14 protein-coding genes are annotated in these 14,276 nt (G+C 61.5%); all 14 read left to right on the forward strand.

Annotation, left to right across the window (positions count from 1 at the left end; genetic code table 11):
• Nucleotides 1-62: 62 nt before the first annotated feature.
• The 14 genes from ubiE to FVE66_RS14070 all read left to right on the forward strand — a co-directional run bounded on the left by ubiE (nt 63) and on the right by FVE66_RS14070 (nt 14,217).
• Nucleotides 63-797 carry a bifunctional demethylmenaquinone methyltransferase/2-methoxy-6-polyprenyl-1,4-benzoquinol methylase UbiE gene (gene ubiE / locus FVE66_RS14005; protein WP_151448063.1) on the forward strand — a complete coding sequence of 245 codons (735 nt, stop codon included), beginning with the start codon at nt 63-65 and terminating at the stop codon, nt 795-797.
• 12 nt (nt 798-809) lie between these two features.
• Nucleotides 810-1,727, forward strand: a complete 918-nt coding sequence (locus FVE66_RS14010; RefSeq protein ID WP_151448064.1) for a Tim44 domain-containing protein — start codon at nt 810-812, stop codon at nt 1,725-1,727.
• An 88-nt stretch (nt 1,728-1,815) separates the two neighbouring features.
• The gene (locus FVE66_RS14015; RefSeq protein ID WP_151448065.1) at nt 1,816-2,391 is read left to right on the forward strand and encodes a ubiquinone biosynthesis accessory factor UbiJ; all 576 of its coding nucleotides are present in this window, start codon (nt 1,816-1,818) and stop codon (nt 2,389-2,391) included.
• Complete coding sequence (gene ubiB / locus FVE66_RS14020; protein ID WP_151448066.1) at nt 2,388-3,959, forward strand: ubiquinone biosynthesis regulatory protein kinase UbiB; 1,572 nt, start codon at nt 2,388-2,390, stop codon at nt 3,957-3,959. Before FVE66_RS14015 ends, ubiB begins: the two co-directional genes overlap by 4 nt.
• Nucleotides 3,960-4,080: 121 nt before the next feature.
• Entirely contained in the window at nt 4,081-5,550 is a 1,470-nt protein-coding gene (locus tag FVE66_RS14025) for a high affinity choline transporter 1 (RefSeq protein WP_151448067.1), read from the forward strand.
• A 36-nt stretch (nt 5,551-5,586) separates the two neighbouring features.
• Nucleotides 5,587-5,910: an FmdB family zinc ribbon protein gene (locus FVE66_RS14030; protein WP_151448068.1), complete on the forward strand. Its 324-nt coding sequence runs from the start codon at nt 5,587-5,589 to the stop codon at nt 5,908-5,910.
• Nucleotides 5,911-5,943: 33 nt separating this feature from the next.
• A complete protein-coding gene (locus FVE66_RS14035; RefSeq protein ID WP_151448069.1) occupies nt 5,944-6,585 on the forward strand; it encodes a DUF502 domain-containing protein in 642 nt (213 codons plus the stop codon).
• A gap of 40 nt (nt 6,586-6,625) precedes the next feature.
• The gene (aspS, locus tag FVE66_RS14040) at nt 6,626-8,431 is read left to right on the forward strand and encodes an aspartate--tRNA ligase (protein ID WP_151448070.1); all 1,806 of its coding nucleotides are present in this window, start codon (nt 6,626-6,628) and stop codon (nt 8,429-8,431) included.
• Between the two features lie 104 nt (nt 8,432-8,535).
• Nucleotides 8,536-9,036, forward strand: a complete 501-nt coding sequence (gene nudB / locus FVE66_RS14045; protein ID WP_151448071.1) for a dihydroneopterin triphosphate diphosphatase — start codon at nt 8,536-8,538, stop codon at nt 9,034-9,036.
• Nucleotides 9,033-9,836, forward strand: a complete 804-nt coding sequence (locus FVE66_RS14050) for an endonuclease/exonuclease/phosphatase family protein (RefSeq protein WP_151448072.1) — start codon at nt 9,033-9,035, stop codon at nt 9,834-9,836. The genes nudB and FVE66_RS14050 overlap by 4 nt, the downstream gene beginning before the upstream one ends.
• 124 nt (nt 9,837-9,960) lie before the next feature.
• On the forward strand, nt 9,961-11,124 hold the full coding sequence (locus tag FVE66_RS14055) for a phospholipase D-like domain-containing protein (RefSeq protein WP_151448171.1): 1,164 nt from the start codon (nt 9,961-9,963) through the stop codon (nt 11,122-11,124).
• 63 nt (nt 11,125-11,187) lie between these two features.
• The gene (locus FVE66_RS14060) at nt 11,188-11,556 is read left to right on the forward strand and encodes an RNA-binding S4 domain-containing protein (RefSeq protein WP_151448073.1); all 369 of its coding nucleotides are present in this window, start codon (nt 11,188-11,190) and stop codon (nt 11,554-11,556) included.
• A gap of 181 nt (nt 11,557-11,737) precedes the next feature.
• Nucleotides 11,738-12,394: a TetR/AcrR family transcriptional regulator gene (locus FVE66_RS14065; protein WP_151448172.1), complete on the forward strand. Its 657-nt coding sequence runs from the start codon at nt 11,738-11,740 to the stop codon at nt 12,392-12,394.
• A gap of 32 nt (nt 12,395-12,426) precedes the next feature.
• A complete protein-coding gene (locus FVE66_RS14070; RefSeq protein WP_151448074.1) occupies nt 12,427-14,217 on the forward strand; it encodes an acyl-CoA dehydrogenase C-terminal domain-containing protein in 1,791 nt (596 codons plus the stop codon).
• Nucleotides 14,218-14,276 lie beyond the last annotated feature (59 nt).

Genomic DNA, 14,276 nt, shown 5'->3' on the forward strand with positions numbered 1-14,276 from the left:
AACTCCCCTTCCACTCCCGGGCCGGCACTCTATAATCGGCTCTCGTCAACAGGTTTCCAGCAATGCCCAATACCACGCACTTCGGATATCAGTCAGTCGCTGAAGAAGAAAAGGTACACAAGGTCGCCGAGGTTTTTCACTCGGTAGCGGGTAAGTACGATGTGATGAACGACCTGATGTCAGCCGGTCTGCATCGCATCTGGAAGGCGTTTACGGTCGCCCAGGCCGGAATACGGCCGGGATTCAAGGTGCTGGACATTGCCGGTGGAACCGGCGACCTGGCCCGGGCATTTGCCCGCAAGGCAGGGCCCAGCGGAGAGGTCTGGCTTACCGACATCAACGAATCGATGCTTCGGGTCGGTCGCGACAATCTCTTGAATGACGGACTGGTTACCCCCACCTTGCTATGTGACGCAGAGCGCCTGCCCTTCCCCAGCAACTATTTTGACCGGGTGAGCGTTGCGTTCGGGCTGCGCAACATGACGCACAAGGATCGGGCGCTTGCTGAAATGCAGCGCGTGCTGAAGCCGGGAGGAAAGCTCCTGGTGCTTGAATTTTCGAAGGTTTGGGAGCCGTTGAAGAAGCCATACGACGTGTATTCGTTTTCGGTGTTACCGTGGCTGGGCAAGAAGATCGCCAATGACTCGGAAAGCTATCGCTATCTGGCAGAGTCGATCCGGATGCACCCGGACCAGGAAACCCTGAAGCAGATGATGCAGGAAGCCGGGCTTGAACAGGTTCAGTATTTCAATTTGACCGCGGGTGTGGCGGCACTCCACACCGGTATCAAACTTTAGGAGACGTTGGTTATGAAAAAATTATTTATTGCGATGATGATGGTAGCCATCAGCGCGACGATGGTAGTGGCCGACGCGGAGGCCAAGCGCCTGGGCGGTGGCAGTTCGATCGGCCGCCAGTCGCCGGCCGCCGGCAAGCAAGCGGCACAGCCGATGCAGCAACAGGCAGCAAAACCGGCTGCGCCGGCTGCTGCACCAGGCGCGGCAGCGCCAAAACCCGCCAGCCCGTGGCGCGGCATGCTGGGCGGCGCCCTGCTTGGCCTCGGCCTGGGCGCATTGCTGTCGCATCTCGGGATGGGCGGCGCGCTGGCCAGTGCAATCGGCAGCATCCTGACGATTGCATTGATCGCGATGGCGGCATTCTTCCTGTATCGCTTCTTCACCCGGAAATCGGGTAACCAGCCGTCTGCTCCGGCATTTGCGGGCGGTTACAACGGGGGCTCGTCGACACCGGAGATTGGTTCACGCCTTGAGCAACCGGCGCAGCCGGCGGCATTCCAGGCCGATACTGCTGCTTCCGGTACCGCCGCACCGGCTGGCGCACTGCCATTCGGCGTACCGGCGGATTTCGATGTTCCGGCTTTCCTGCGCCATGCCAAGACGTATTTCATTCGCCTGCAAGCAGCATGGGACAAGGCGGATATCAAGGACCTGGCCGAGTTCACGACCCCCGAGATGTACGCCGAACTGAAGCTGGAAATCCAGGAGCGCGGTGCGGCCGCCAACGTCACTGACGTGGTGTCGGTCAATGCCGATTTGCTGGGCATCGAGCAAGAGGGCAGCGACTACGTAGCCAGCGTCCGCTTCGAAGGGCTGATCCGCGAAAGCGCAGACGCCAACACGGCGCCGTTCACCGAGGTGTGGAACCTTGTCAAGCCAGTCAATGGACAGGGCGGATGGATTCTTGCCGGGATCCAGCAAGTGAACTGATCCGCACAGCCTGCCCGTTGGGCAGGTGCAAGCTGTTAAACTGGAAACCGCCCGTTCTCACGGGCGGTTTTTTTATTTTGCAATCCCGATGACACCTTCCCTGATCGCCGCCGCCATCAACCATCTGCTTGAGCAGGATGCGGCTGAAAAGAGCCGGCTGGCAGCCCATGCCGGCAAGATTGCCCGCATCGACGCTGGCGTGGCCGACCTGCGGCTGGCGGTCGAGGCCGGGGGTGCTGTGAGTGCGGCAGATCCTGCCGCAGCGCCGGATGTTTCGATTTTCATCAAGGCGGGCGACCTGCCGCTGTTGCTGCAGGACCGGACACGGGCCTTCTCGCATGTGCGAATCGAGGGCGATGCCGAATTCGCCAGCGTGCTGTCGCAGCTGCTGACCAGATTGCGCTGGGACGCCGAGGAAGACCTGTCGCGCGTGTTCGGCGACCTGGCGGCAGTCCGGATTGCCGGCACGGCCAGGAAAGGATGGGACGCCGTGCGTTCCGTCCATGTGAGCGTAATGGAAAATATGGCGGAATACCTGCTGGAAGAAAATCCCACCCTGGTTCGCCAGCAATCGCTGCGCGACTTCGGCGCCGCGGTCAGCGAACTGCGCGACGACGTCGAGCGTCTGGCCAAACGCCTGGACAAGCTGAAGGGGCGCGCATGATCCGGCGTTTCCTGCGGCTACTGAAAATTATCCGCGTCACCCTTCGCTACGGCCTGGACCACATGGCGGTCTCCGAGCTTGGCGCCCCGGGATTGGCCCGTTTCATCGACAAGGTGTTCTTCTGGCGTGACATTTCCGCCCCGCGCGGCGCGCGGCTGCGGCAGGCGCTCGAGGAGCTGGGTCCTATCTTTGTCAAGTTCGGGCAGGTGCTGTCCACCCGGCGCGACCTGTTGCCGCCCGACGTCGCCGATGAGCTGGCTCTCCTGCAGGACCGGGTGCCACCGTTTCCGTCCCACCTGGCGATCGACCAGATTCGTCGTTCCCTCGGCGCGCATCCGGACGAACTGTTTGCTACTTTCGAGCGCGAGCCGGTCGCTTCAGCCTCCATTGCGCAGGTCCATTTCGCCGTCCTGAAAAACGGTGCAGAGGTTGCGGTCAAAGTGCTGCGCCCCGGCGTGCACCGTTCGATCGACGAGGATATTGAACTGCTGCGCATTGCGGCGAGTTGGGTCGAGCGCTGGTGGGCCGACGGCAAGCGCCTGCGTCCGCAGGCGGTCGTGGCGGAGTTCGACAAATACCTGCATGACGAGCTGGATCTGATGCGGGAGGCGGCAAATGCCAGCCAGCTGCGCCGCAATTTCGCCGGATCGAATCTGCTGATGGTTCCCGAAATGATCTGGGATCATTGTTCCGAATCGGTGATCGTGATGGAGCGAATGAAGGGCATTCCGATCTCGCAAACGGAGCGCCTGGTCGCCGAGGGCGTGGATCTCAGGAAGCTGGCGAGCGACGGCGTCGAGATTTTCTTTACCCAGGTGTTCCGCGACGGTTTTTTCCACGCCGACATGCATCCGGGGAATATCCTGGTGTCGGTGGCTCCGGATACTTTCGGTCGTTATATCGCGCTCGATTTCGGCATCGTCGGCACCCTCACCGACTTTGACAAGGACTACCTGTCGCAAAACTTCCTGGCATTCTTCCGCCGGGACTACAAGCGGGTGGCCGAGGCGCATATCGAATCGGGATGGGCGCCGAAAGACACCCGGGTGGACGAACTGGAAGCAGCCGTGCGCGCCTGCTGCGAGCCGATCATCAACCGGCCGCTGCGGGACATCTCGTTCGGCCAGGTGCTTCTGCGCCTGTTCCAGGCGTCGCGCCGCTTCAATGTGGAAGTCCAGCCGCAACTGGTGCTGTTGCAGAAGACCTTGCTGAATATCGAAGGCCTGGGCCGCCAGCTCGATCCCGAGCTGGACCTGTGGAAGACTGCCAAACCCTACCTGGAACGCTGGATGCAGGAGCAGGTCGGCTGGCGCGGCCTGCTGGAGCGGCTCAAGTCCGAAGCGCCGCGCTACAGTCAACTGTTGCCGCAGTTGCCGCGGCTGGCGCACCAGGCGCTGACCAAGGCGGTCCACGGCGATTCGCGCCAGGACCAGCTGTTGGCGCAATTGCTCGCCGAACAGCGGCGCACCAACCTGCTGCTGTCGATGGCGATCTACTTCGGGGGCGGTTTGGTGCTTGGGGTGCTTGTGGTCCAACTGGCATTGCGCTGGGTTCAATGGTTCCATTGAGGCCGGCACCGGTTTTTCGCATCAATTGCGGTGTCCGCATGTGTTGATTCCAGTCATTCGTTCGATATAATCCGTCGCTGTTCCAATCGATCGACACTGCCCGGCGTCATAAGGACCGCCCATGAATGCACTGATCTGGTTCGTCATAATTTACTGGGTCATTTCCGTCGGCATCGGCCTGTATGCGGCGCGCCTGGTCAATTCTTCCAAGGATTTTGCGCTCGCCGGCCGCTCGCTGCCGATGTATGTCGTGACCGCGACCGTATTCGCCACCTGGTTCGGTTCCGAAACCGTGCTCGGCATTTCATCCACCTTCGTCAAGGAGGGGCTGAGCGGGGTGGTGTCCGATCCTTTCGGTTCCTCGATGTGCCTGATCCTGGTGGGCCTGTTCTTCGCGCGGCCGCTGTATCGGATGAACCTGCTGACGATCGGCGACTACTACAAACTGAAATACGGGCGAACGGTCGAGGTGCTGGTCACGCTGTGCATCGTCGTCTCCTACCTGGGCTGGGTGGCGGCCCAGATCAAGGCGCTTGGCCTGGTATTCAACGTTGTGTCGGGCGGCGCGATTTCGATGGAAACCGGCATGATCATCGGCGCCGCAAGCGTGCTGGTGTACACCCTGATGGGAGGCATGTGGTCGGTCGCGATCACCGACTTCCTCCAGATGATCATCATCGTCATCGGGATGCTGTATATCGGATGGGAAGTGTCCGGCATGGTCGGCGGCGCCGGCAACGTGATCGCCCATGCCAAGGCCGCCGGCAAGCTCGAATTCTGGCCGTCGCCCACGCCCAGGGAGCTGTTGTGGTTCATCGCCGCATGGATCACGATGATGCTCGGTTCCATCCCCCAGCAGGACGTGTTCCAGCGCGTGTCATCTTCCGCCACGGAACAGATCGCCGGCCGCGCCTCGGTGCTCGGCGGTGTCATGTATTTCTGCTTCGCCTTCATTCCGATGTTCCTGGCCTATTCGGCAACCATGATCGATCCGGCAATGGTCGCCGAGCTGATCGACAAGGACCCGCAACTGATCCTGCCCACCCTGATCATGACCAAGGTTCCGCTGTTGGCCCAGGTGCTGTTTTTCGGTGCCCTGTTGTCGGCGATCAAGAGCTGCGCCAGCGCCACGCTACTGGCCCCGTCGGTCACCTTCAGCGAAAACATCCTGCGCGCAATGTGGCCGAAGCAGACGGACCGCCAGTTCCTGTTCATGATGCGCACCGTGGTGCTGGTCTTTACCGTGATCGTTACCCTGTTTGCGCTCAACACCACATCCAGCATCTTCAAGATGGTCGAGAATGCCTACAAGATCACGCTGGTGGCCGCTTTCGTGCCGCTCGCCTTTGGCATGTACTGGAAGCACGCAAGCCGCCAGGGCGCACTGGCGGCGGTGCTGCTGGCTTTCTCTAGTTGGGTGCTGATGGAGCTTTTCGCGCCCGACGGAACCTGGCCGCCGCAACTGGTCGGCGTACTGGCCAGTCTGGGCGGCATGCTGGCCGGCTCGCTGCTGCCACAGTGGGTGCCGCATCACCAGTTTGCGCTGCCGCCGGCGGCAAAGTCATCGAGCCTCGATCGAAACCCTTTATAATTCAGGGTTTTGTACGATTTCCCGAGGGAAGACTTCATGCCTATTTACGCTTACCGCTGCAGTTCCTGCGGTTTTGCCAAGGACGTCCTGCAGAAAGTCTCCGACGCTGCGCTGACCGAATGTCCTGAGTGCCATCAATCCACCTTCAGCAAGCAGCTTACCGCTGCCGGCTTCCAGCTAAAGGGCACGGGTTGGTATGTGACCGATTTCCGGGACGGCCCGAAAAAGCCGGCATCGGTGCCGGCCAGTCCCGCCGTTGCCGCAGACGCAGGAAAATCCGAAAGTTCCAGTAGCAGCAGCGGCAGCAGCAGCGCCGCCACTGCCGCGCCGGCGTCTTCCTCCGGCGATACCGCCGCCTGACATTCGAGCCAAAGCCACCTGCAGGATTTCACCATGCGCAAATACTTCATTACAGGCCTGCTGGTACTGGTTCCCCTCGCGATTACGCTGTGGGTGCTGAACCTCATCATCGGAACACTGGACCAGTCGCTGTTGCTGCTGCCCGAGAAATGGCGGCCTGCGGCGTTTTTCGGCTTCAATATTCCGGGGGTGGGCACCGTGCTCACGCTGCTGGTGATCTTTGTCACCGGACTGGCGACCCACAATTTCGTCGGCAAGCAGGTGGTGCATGTGTGGGAGTTGCTGCTGAAGCGGATTCCGGTCGTCAATTCGATCTATAACAGCGTCAAGCAGGTCTCCGACACGCTGTTTTCGTCCTCCGGCAACGCATTTCGCAAGGCCGTACTGGTCCAGTATCCGCGCGAAGGCTCATGGACCATCGCGTTCCTTACCGGCACGCCTGGCGGCGATGTGCGCAACCACCTGCAGGGCGACTACGTCAGCCTTTACGTTCCGACCACCCCCAACCCGACCTCAGGCTTTTTCCTGATGGTGCCGCGGGCGGACACCATCGAACTCGACATGAACGTCGACCAGGCGCTGAAGTACATCGTCTCGATGGGCGTGGTGTCGCCGGAATATTTCGAAAAAACCCACATCATCGATCCGGCCAAAGTGCACCCGCCGGGCGATTGACCGGCGCTGCCCGGAAAAGAACACGAACTGGAAAAAAATCATGTCAATGCGAACTGAATACTGCGGCCTGACTACCGAGGCGCTGCTTGGACAAACCGTCAGCCTGTGCGGCTGGGTACATCGCCGCCGCGACCATGGCGGCGTCATCTTCATCGACCTGCGCGACCGCGAAGGCCTGGTGCAGGTGGTGTGCGACCCCGATCGCGCCGATGTTTTCAAGGCGGCCGAGGCGGTGCGCAACGAATTCTGCCTGCGTGTGACCGGCATCGTTCGCCTGCGTCCGGAAGGCACGGCCAACACCAACCTGACGTCGGGCAAGATTGAAGTGCTGTGCCACGAACTGGAGGTCTTGAATCCTTCCGTCACGCCGCCTTTCCAGCTCGATGACGACAACCTGTCCGAAACCACGCGCCTGACCCACCGCGTGCTCGACCTGCGCCGGCCGCAGATGCAAAAGAACCTGCGCCTGCGCTACAAAGTGACGATGGAAGTGCGCAAGTACCTGGACCAGAACGGCTTCATCGACATCGAAACGCCGATGCTGACCAAGTCGACCCCGGAAGGTGCGCGCGACTACCTGGTTCCGTCGCGGGTGAATGCCGGAGAGTTTTTTGCGCTGCCGCAGTCGCCGCAGCTGTTCAAGCAACTGCTGATGGTCGCCAACTTTGACCGCTATTACCAGATCACCAAATGCTTCCGCGACGAAGACCTGCGCGCCGATCGCCAGCCGGAATTCACGCAGATCGATTGCGAGACGTCTTTCCTGACCGAGCAGGAGATCCGTGACATGTTCGAGGACATGCTGCGAACCGTGTTCCGCAATGCGCTGGGGGTCGAGCTTCCAAGTCCTTTCCCGGTGATGGACTTTGCCACCGCCATGGGCATGTACGGGTCGGACAAGCCGGACATGCGGGTCAAGCTGCAGTTCACCGAGCTGACCGAGGTGATGAAGGATGTCGATTTCAAGGTGTTTTCCGGCGCCGCCAATGCCGAGGGCGGGCGGGTCGTGGGCCTGCGCATTCCCGGCGGCGGCAGCATGCCGCGCTCGGAGATCGATGCCTACACCCAGTTTGTTGCAATCTATGGCGCCAAAGGGCTGGCCTACATCAAGGTCAACGAAAAGGCCAAGGGGCGCGAGGGCTTGCAGTCGCCGATCGTCAAGAACCTGCATGACGCCGCCCTGGCGCGCATCGTCGAACTCACCGGCGCCGAGGATGGCGACCTGATTTTCTTCGGCGCCGACAAGGCAAAGGTAGTCAACGACGCTATCGGCGCCCTGCGGGTCAAGATCGGCCACAGCGACTTCGGCCGCAAGAACGGCCTGTTCGACGAAGACTGGCGCCCGTTGTGGGTGGTCGACTTCCCGATGTTCGAATATGACGAGGGCGCTGACCGCTGGGTCGCGTTGCATCATCCGTTCACGGCGCCCAAGCCGGGGCACGAGAATTTCATCGACACTGATCCGGGCCGCGCGATCGCGCAGGCTTATGACATGGTGCTCAACGGCTGGGAGCTGGGCGGTGGCTCGGTTCGTATCCACCGTGCCGATGTCCAGAGCAAGGTGTTCCGCGCACTCAAGATCGAGGATGATGAGGCGCAACTGAAATTCGGCTTCCTGCTCGACGCCCTCCAGTACGGCGCGCCCCCGCACGGCGGACTGGCGTTCGGCCTCGACCGCATCGTGACGATGATGACCGGTGCCGAATCGATCCGTGACGTGATTGCTTTCCCGAAAACCCAGCGCGCCCAGTGCCTGTTGACCCAGGCGCCGTCGCCGGTGGACGAGAAGCAGTTGCGCGAACTGCACATCCGCTTGCGCAACGTCGAACCGGCAGTCAAGGCCTGATCGGGCGGCATGCGGCATAATCAAGGCGCGAGTTTCTCGCGCCTTTTTTTGTCACTGTTTGTCCCGATTTCGTCTCTGTCCTGTTATTCCACTGATTCCATTCCATGCAAGAGCGCACGCACAAGATCCCCGAGTCGGTCCTGGTGGTGATCCACACGCCCGAACTGGACGTGTTGCTGATGGAAAGAGCCGACCGGCAAGACTTCTGGCAATCGGTGACCGGATCCAAGGATTTTCCCGAGGAAGAGTTGCGCACGACGGCGGTGCGCGAGGTGCAGGAAGAAACCGGTATCCGGATCGGCGCGGACGGCAATGTGCCGGCCGAATGCCTGGTGGACTGGCAACTTTCGAACTTCTATGAAATCTATCCTGTGTGGCGGCATCGCTATGCGCCCGGCGTGACGAAAAACCTTGAACATGTGTTCGGCCTGCAGGTGCCGCGCACGGTGCCGCTGGCGCTTTCGCCGCGTGAGCACAGCCGCTATTTGTGGCTGCCCTGGCGGGAAGCGGCTGACCGCTGCTTCTCGCCCTCCAACGCCGAAGCGATCTTGCAGTTGCCGGCCCGGTTGCCTGCTTGCAGGCATGATCAGAACGGAACCAGATGAAGCTGAAAATTGCCACCTACAACATCCACAAGGGCGTTTCCTCGATCGGGAGCCGTCCCCGTGTGCAAGAACTGAAAGCCGCGATCGGTTCGATGGATGCGGACATCATCTTCCTGCAGGAAGTCCAGGGGCGGCACGACCTGCATGCGCTGCGCTATGCCGGCAGCTGGCCGATGGAAGGGCAGCATGATTTCCTTGCTGGCGAGGGGCAGCACGTTGCCTATGGCCTGAACGCGGCCTATGACCACGGACACCATGGCAATGCGCTGATGTCCAACTTTCCCATCATCCATTCGCGTAACCAGGATGTGTCGGACCACGCCTATGAGGCACGCGGCATATTGCATTGCGTGACCCGGGCAGAAAACACCGATATCCACTGTTTTGTCGTTCACCTTGGCCTGTTCGCAGGGAGCCGCAAGCGGCAGACCGAAGCGCTGGTCGAGGCGGTGGCGAATTCGGCGCCGGCAGGGGCGCCGGTCATCATCGCCGGCGATTTCAACGATTGGGAAAACCGCCTGAGCCAGACCCTCTTCGACCAGCTCCAGGTGTGCGAGGTGTCGGACGCAGGGCTTTCCAGCCGCGGCTTCGGCACGTATCTGCGCCGGCTTGCCGGCCGTGGTCCGAAAATCCAGCCGGCCCGTACCTTCCCCGCAGCGATGCCGATGCTGCAACTGGACCGGATCTACGTGCGCGGGTTCGAGATCGAATCGGCCAAGGTATTGCACGGCGTGCGCTGGGCCAGGCTGTCCGACCATGCACCGCTGATTGCGACGCTGCGCCTGAGGTCCGCCACCTGACGTCTGCCTCCTGATGTCCGCCCCCTGATCTCCGCCCCCTGATCTCCGCCATTTCCTGAATCCGGCATGGCCGCATCCCAATGCGCATAGAATGGCGCTGGTCCTTTCTTGCGCCCCCGCACTGATGCGTTCAGTCACCTACACTGCCGGTAACCAGATTACGCTGCTGCATCGCGGAGATGAATATTTCCCTGAACTGATCGGCGCCATCAACGCGGCCCGGGCCGAGATCTGGCTTGAAACATATATTTTTGCGCTCGATGGCACCGGTGACGCAGTACGCAATGCCCTTGGACGGGCGGCTGCCCGTGGGGTTGCGGTGCATGTGGTGACCGATTGGGTTGGCACCGGTCATCGCGAGTCGGCCAGACTCAAACGCGAGTTCGGACAGACCGGCGTCGCGCACCGGAACTTCAATCCCTGGTTCCGCCGCGGCCTGACCAGGATGCACCGCAAGATGTGCGTGGTCGATGGTGCAGTGGCCTTCCTGGGCGGCCTGAACATCATCGACGACATGGTGGACGACGGCGACCCGCAGGTGCGGCTGCCGGCGCCACGCTGGGACTTCGGGATCAAGATCAATGGGCCGCTGGTGGTCGTGCTGCAGCAGGAGTTGCAAGGGCAATGGGCACGCCTTGGCCCGCTGCCCCTGATTGCGCGCATCGAGCGGCTGGCGAACATGCGCGGCACCCGGGCTGCATCCGGCGATGCGCCGGCAGTCGCGGGCCTGGTCGTGCGCGACAACTTCCGCAACCGCACCACGATCCAGCGCTCCTACCTGCATGCGCTGGGGCATGCGCGCAGGGAGGCGTTGCTGGTCACACCCTACTTTGCTCCCGGACGCAAGCTGCGCGCGGCGCTGGAGTCCGCGGCATTGCGCGGCGTGGAAGTGACATTGCTGCTCGGTGTCGGCCAGTTCGTCATGCAGGATGCTGTGGCGCAGTCCTATTACCCCAAGCTTCTGCGTGCCGGCGTGCGTATCGTCGAGTACCGCAAGACCCAGTTGCACGGCAAGGTCGCAGTCATTGACGGCGAATGGGCGACGGTCGGCTCCAGCAATTACGATGGGCTCAGCCTGTTCGTCAACCAGGAAGCCAACATCGTCGTGCGCGACGCCGGATTTGCGGCTTCACTGCGCGAGCACATCATGACCGGTGTGGCCGAGGGAACCAGGGTCAGGCTGGAAGAATTCAGCAACACACCGTGGCACCAGCGTTTGTGGCACGGCGTCGCCTTCCTGCTCTACCGTGCGGTGATGCGGATCATCACGCTGGGTGAATATAATTGAGCCGTGGCGCTTGTTCCTTGGCGCCATGCAATCAAACAAGGGCGTGGCCAGGAAGGATGCAACATGGATAGCGTCAGGATCGACAAATGGCTATGGGCGGCGCGATTCTTCAAGACGCGTTCGCTGGCAACGCAGGCGGTTGAATCCGGCCGTGTGCGGCTGGCTGACGAGCGCATCAAGCCGGCGCGCAACGTCAAACCGGGCGATAGCCTGCGCATTGACAATGAAGGCGGGCGCTTCGACGTGGTCGTCACCGGCCTGGCCGACAAGCGCGGACCCGCGTCGGTGGCGCAGGGCCTTTACCAGGAAACCGCCGACAGCGTGGCGCGACGGGAAGCCGCCTCCGAGGAACGTCGCCTGTTCCACGAACCAGCAATGGCGATCAAGGGGCGTCCCACCAAGCGTGATCGGCGCCTGCTCGACCGCGGCTGATGCTGCGCTGCAGAATTTCGGGCCGGCCGCGCTGTGAGCGCTGCAATGCGCCTCGATTGCGCCAATCACTCCAATACTTAGAAACCCCACTCTAACGATGTCCTTTGACATTTTCGGAGCGCTGAATAATAGTACGAACGTTCGCACAAATATTCCCATGGCAGATACCACTACAAAGTTCATGCGCAAGGGCGAACTCACCCGTGCCGCGATTCTCGATGTCGCTTTGAGTCTTGCCAGCCGCGATGGGCTGGAAGGCCTGACCATTGGCCTGCTCGCAGACAAGATGAACATGAGCAAGTCGGGCGTGTTCGCGCATTTCGGTTCGCGTACCGACCTGCAGATCGAAGTGCTGAAGCTGTACCACCACCTGTTCGAGCAGGAAGTGTTTTATCCGAGCCTGCAGGCCGAGCGCGGCTTGCCGCGGCTGGAAGCAATGTTTGCGCGCTGGATCAAACGCGTGACGGTCGAGATCGACTCCGGATGCATTTACATTAGCGGAGCGGCGGAATACGACGACCGGCCCGGCGAAATCCGGGACGCGCTGGTCGGCATGGTCAGGGCCTGGCAAAACGCGCTGCACCGGTGCGTGGAGCAGGCGATTGAATTGGGCCACCTGAAGCCGGACACCGATCCCGGGCAGTTGGTCTACGAGATGTACGGACTGGTACTGGCGCTGCACCACGACGCCCGGTTCATCAAGCGGCCCGGCAGCGTCGAACGCGCCGAGGCCGGCTTTGCACGCCTGATTGCCGATTGCCGCAATTACGGTGCGCCAGCCGCAAGAGATGTGCCTGCGAAAACGACGAAGGCTGCGGTTCGCAAGAACGCTGCCTGATCTGCACAATATTCCATTCAGGAGAGAAATCCATGGGTCAATACGTTCCGCCGCTGCGTGACATGCAGTTCGTGATGCACGAACTGCTGGATGTCCAGAGCGAACTCAAGCAGCTTCCGAAACACGCTGAAATCGACGCCGACATCATCAACCAGGTCCTCGATGAGGGCGGCAAGTTCACCTCGCAAGTCCTGTTCCCGCTGAATCACGTCGGTGATCGGGAAGGCTGCCGGCTGGACAAGGAAACCCACGAGGTGCATACGCCCACCGGATTCAAGCAGGCTTACCAGCAGTATGTGGAAGCGGGCTGGCCGTCCTTGTCCTGCGATCCGGAGTACGGCGGCCAGGGCCTGCCGCTGGTGATCAATAACGCCATCTACGAAATGCTGAACGCGTCCAACCAGGCCTGGACCATGTATCCGGGGCTGTCGCACGGCGCTTACGAGTGCCTGCACGAGCACGGCACTCCCGAGCAGAAGGCGCTGTACCTGCCCAGGCTGGTGTCCGGCGAGTGGACCGGCACCATGTGCCTGACGGAGCCGCATTGCGGCACTGACTTGGGCTTGCTGCGCAGCAAGGCAGAGCCGCAGGCCGACGGCTCGTACAAGATCACGGGCGGCAAGATATTCATCTCCGCCGGCGAACACGACATGGCGGCCAACATCATTCACCTGGTGCTGGCACGGCTGCCGGACGCGCCCACCGGCACGCGCGGCATTTCCTTGTTCCTGGTCCCGAAGTTCCTTCCCGATGCGGATGGCACGCTCGGCGCCCGCAACCCGGTTTTTTGCGGCGCGATCGAAGAGAAGATGGGCATACACGGCAATGCCACTTGCCAGATCAACCTGGACGGCGCCACCGGCTGGCTGATCGGCCAGCCGAACAAGGGCCTGAACGCGATGTTCGTGATGATGAACGCCGCGCGCCTGGGCGTGGGCATGCAGTCGCTGGGCCTGACCGAGGTTGCGTACCAGAATGCCCTGGCCTACGCCAAAGAGCGCCTGCAGATGCGCAGCCTGTCGGGCGTGAAAGCGCCTGACAAGCCGGCTGATCCGATCATCGTGCATCCGGACGTGCGTCGCATGGTGCTGACGGCGCGTGCCTATGCCGAAGGCGGGCGCGCGTTCAGCACCTATATCGCACTGCAGATCGACAAGGAACTCAACCATCCTGACGAGGAGGTACGCAAGGATGCGGCTGACCAGGTCGCCCTGCTGACGCCTGTCATCAAGGCCTTCCTGACCGACAACGCATGGATCGCCACCTCGGAGGCGATGCAGGTGTTCGGCGGCCATGGCTACATCGTCGAATCCGGCATCGAGCAGTATGTGCGCGACGCCCGTATCAACATGATCTACGAAGGCACGAACACGGTGCAATCGCTGGACCTGCTGGGCCGCAAGATCCTGATGGACAACGGCGCCAAGCTGCGCAAGTTCGGCGAGCAGGTGAAATCCTTTGTCGAGGAAAACGGCACCGACGAGGCGATGTCCGAGTTCATCACGCCGCTGGCCGACCTTGGCGACAAGGTGACCAAGCTGACGATGGAAATCGGCATGAAGGCGTTCCAGAACCAGGACGAGGTGGGCGCCGCCGCCGTGCCTTACCTGCGCGTTCTGGGTCATATGGTGTACGCCTACTTCTTTGCGCGCATGGCCAAGATCGCGCTCGAGAAGCAAGACTCGGGAGATGACTTCTACAAGTCGAAACTGGGAACCGCACGATTCTATTTTGCGCGCCTGCTCCCTGAAACGGCGATGCTGATCCGCCAGGCCCGTGCCGGTTCGGCCACGCTGATGGCGCTGGACGCAGACTTGCTCTGATTCCTTTGCTCTGATGCCTTTGTTCTGATTCCACTGCACTGATACCACTGCTCTCAAGG

The organism is Lacisediminimonas profundi (assembly GCF_008831265.1).
Lineage (GTDB): Bacteria > Pseudomonadota > Gammaproteobacteria > Burkholderiales > Burkholderiaceae_D > Lacisediminimonas > Lacisediminimonas profundi.

What these genes read in the sequence shown, in the direction of transcription:
- ubiE (WP_151448063.1), top strand. Translation starts at nt 63, where the DNA reads ATGCCCAATACCACGCACTTCGGATATCAGTCAGTCGCTGAAGAAGAA.
- FVE66_RS14010 (WP_151448064.1), top strand. Translation starts at nt 810, where the DNA reads ATGAAAAAATTATTTATTGCGATGATGATGGTAGCCATCAGCGCGACG.
- FVE66_RS14025 (WP_151448067.1), top strand. Translation starts at nt 4,081, where the DNA reads ATGAATGCACTGATCTGGTTCGTCATAATTTACTGGGTCATTTCCGTC.
- nudB (WP_151448071.1), top strand. Translation starts at nt 8,536, where the DNA reads ATGCAAGAGCGCACGCACAAGATCCCCGAGTCGGTCCTGGTGGTGATC.
- FVE66_RS14050 (WP_151448072.1), top strand. Translation starts at nt 9,033, where the DNA reads ATGAAGCTGAAAATTGCCACCTACAACATCCACAAGGGCGTTTCCTCG.
- FVE66_RS14015 (WP_151448065.1), top strand. Translation starts at nt 1,816, where the DNA reads ATGACACCTTCCCTGATCGCCGCCGCCATCAACCATCTGCTTGAGCAG.
- aspS (WP_151448070.1), top strand. Translation starts at nt 6,626, where the DNA reads ATGTCAATGCGAACTGAATACTGCGGCCTGACTACCGAGGCGCTGCTT.
- FVE66_RS14070 (WP_151448074.1), top strand. Translation starts at nt 12,427, where the DNA reads ATGGGTCAATACGTTCCGCCGCTGCGTGACATGCAGTTCGTGATGCAC.
- ubiB (WP_151448066.1), top strand. Translation starts at nt 2,388, where the DNA reads ATGATCCGGCGTTTCCTGCGGCTACTGAAAATTATCCGCGTCACCCTT.
- FVE66_RS14030 (WP_151448068.1), top strand. Translation starts at nt 5,587, where the DNA reads ATGCCTATTTACGCTTACCGCTGCAGTTCCTGCGGTTTTGCCAAGGAC.
- FVE66_RS14035 (WP_151448069.1), top strand. Translation starts at nt 5,944, where the DNA reads ATGCGCAAATACTTCATTACAGGCCTGCTGGTACTGGTTCCCCTCGCG.
- FVE66_RS14065 (WP_151448172.1), top strand. Translation starts at nt 11,738, where the DNA reads ATGCGCAAGGGCGAACTCACCCGTGCCGCGATTCTCGATGTCGCTTTG.
- FVE66_RS14055 (WP_151448171.1), top strand. Translation starts at nt 9,961, where the DNA reads ATGCGTTCAGTCACCTACACTGCCGGTAACCAGATTACGCTGCTGCAT.
- FVE66_RS14060 (WP_151448073.1), top strand. Translation starts at nt 11,188, where the DNA reads ATGGATAGCGTCAGGATCGACAAATGGCTATGGGCGGCGCGATTCTTC.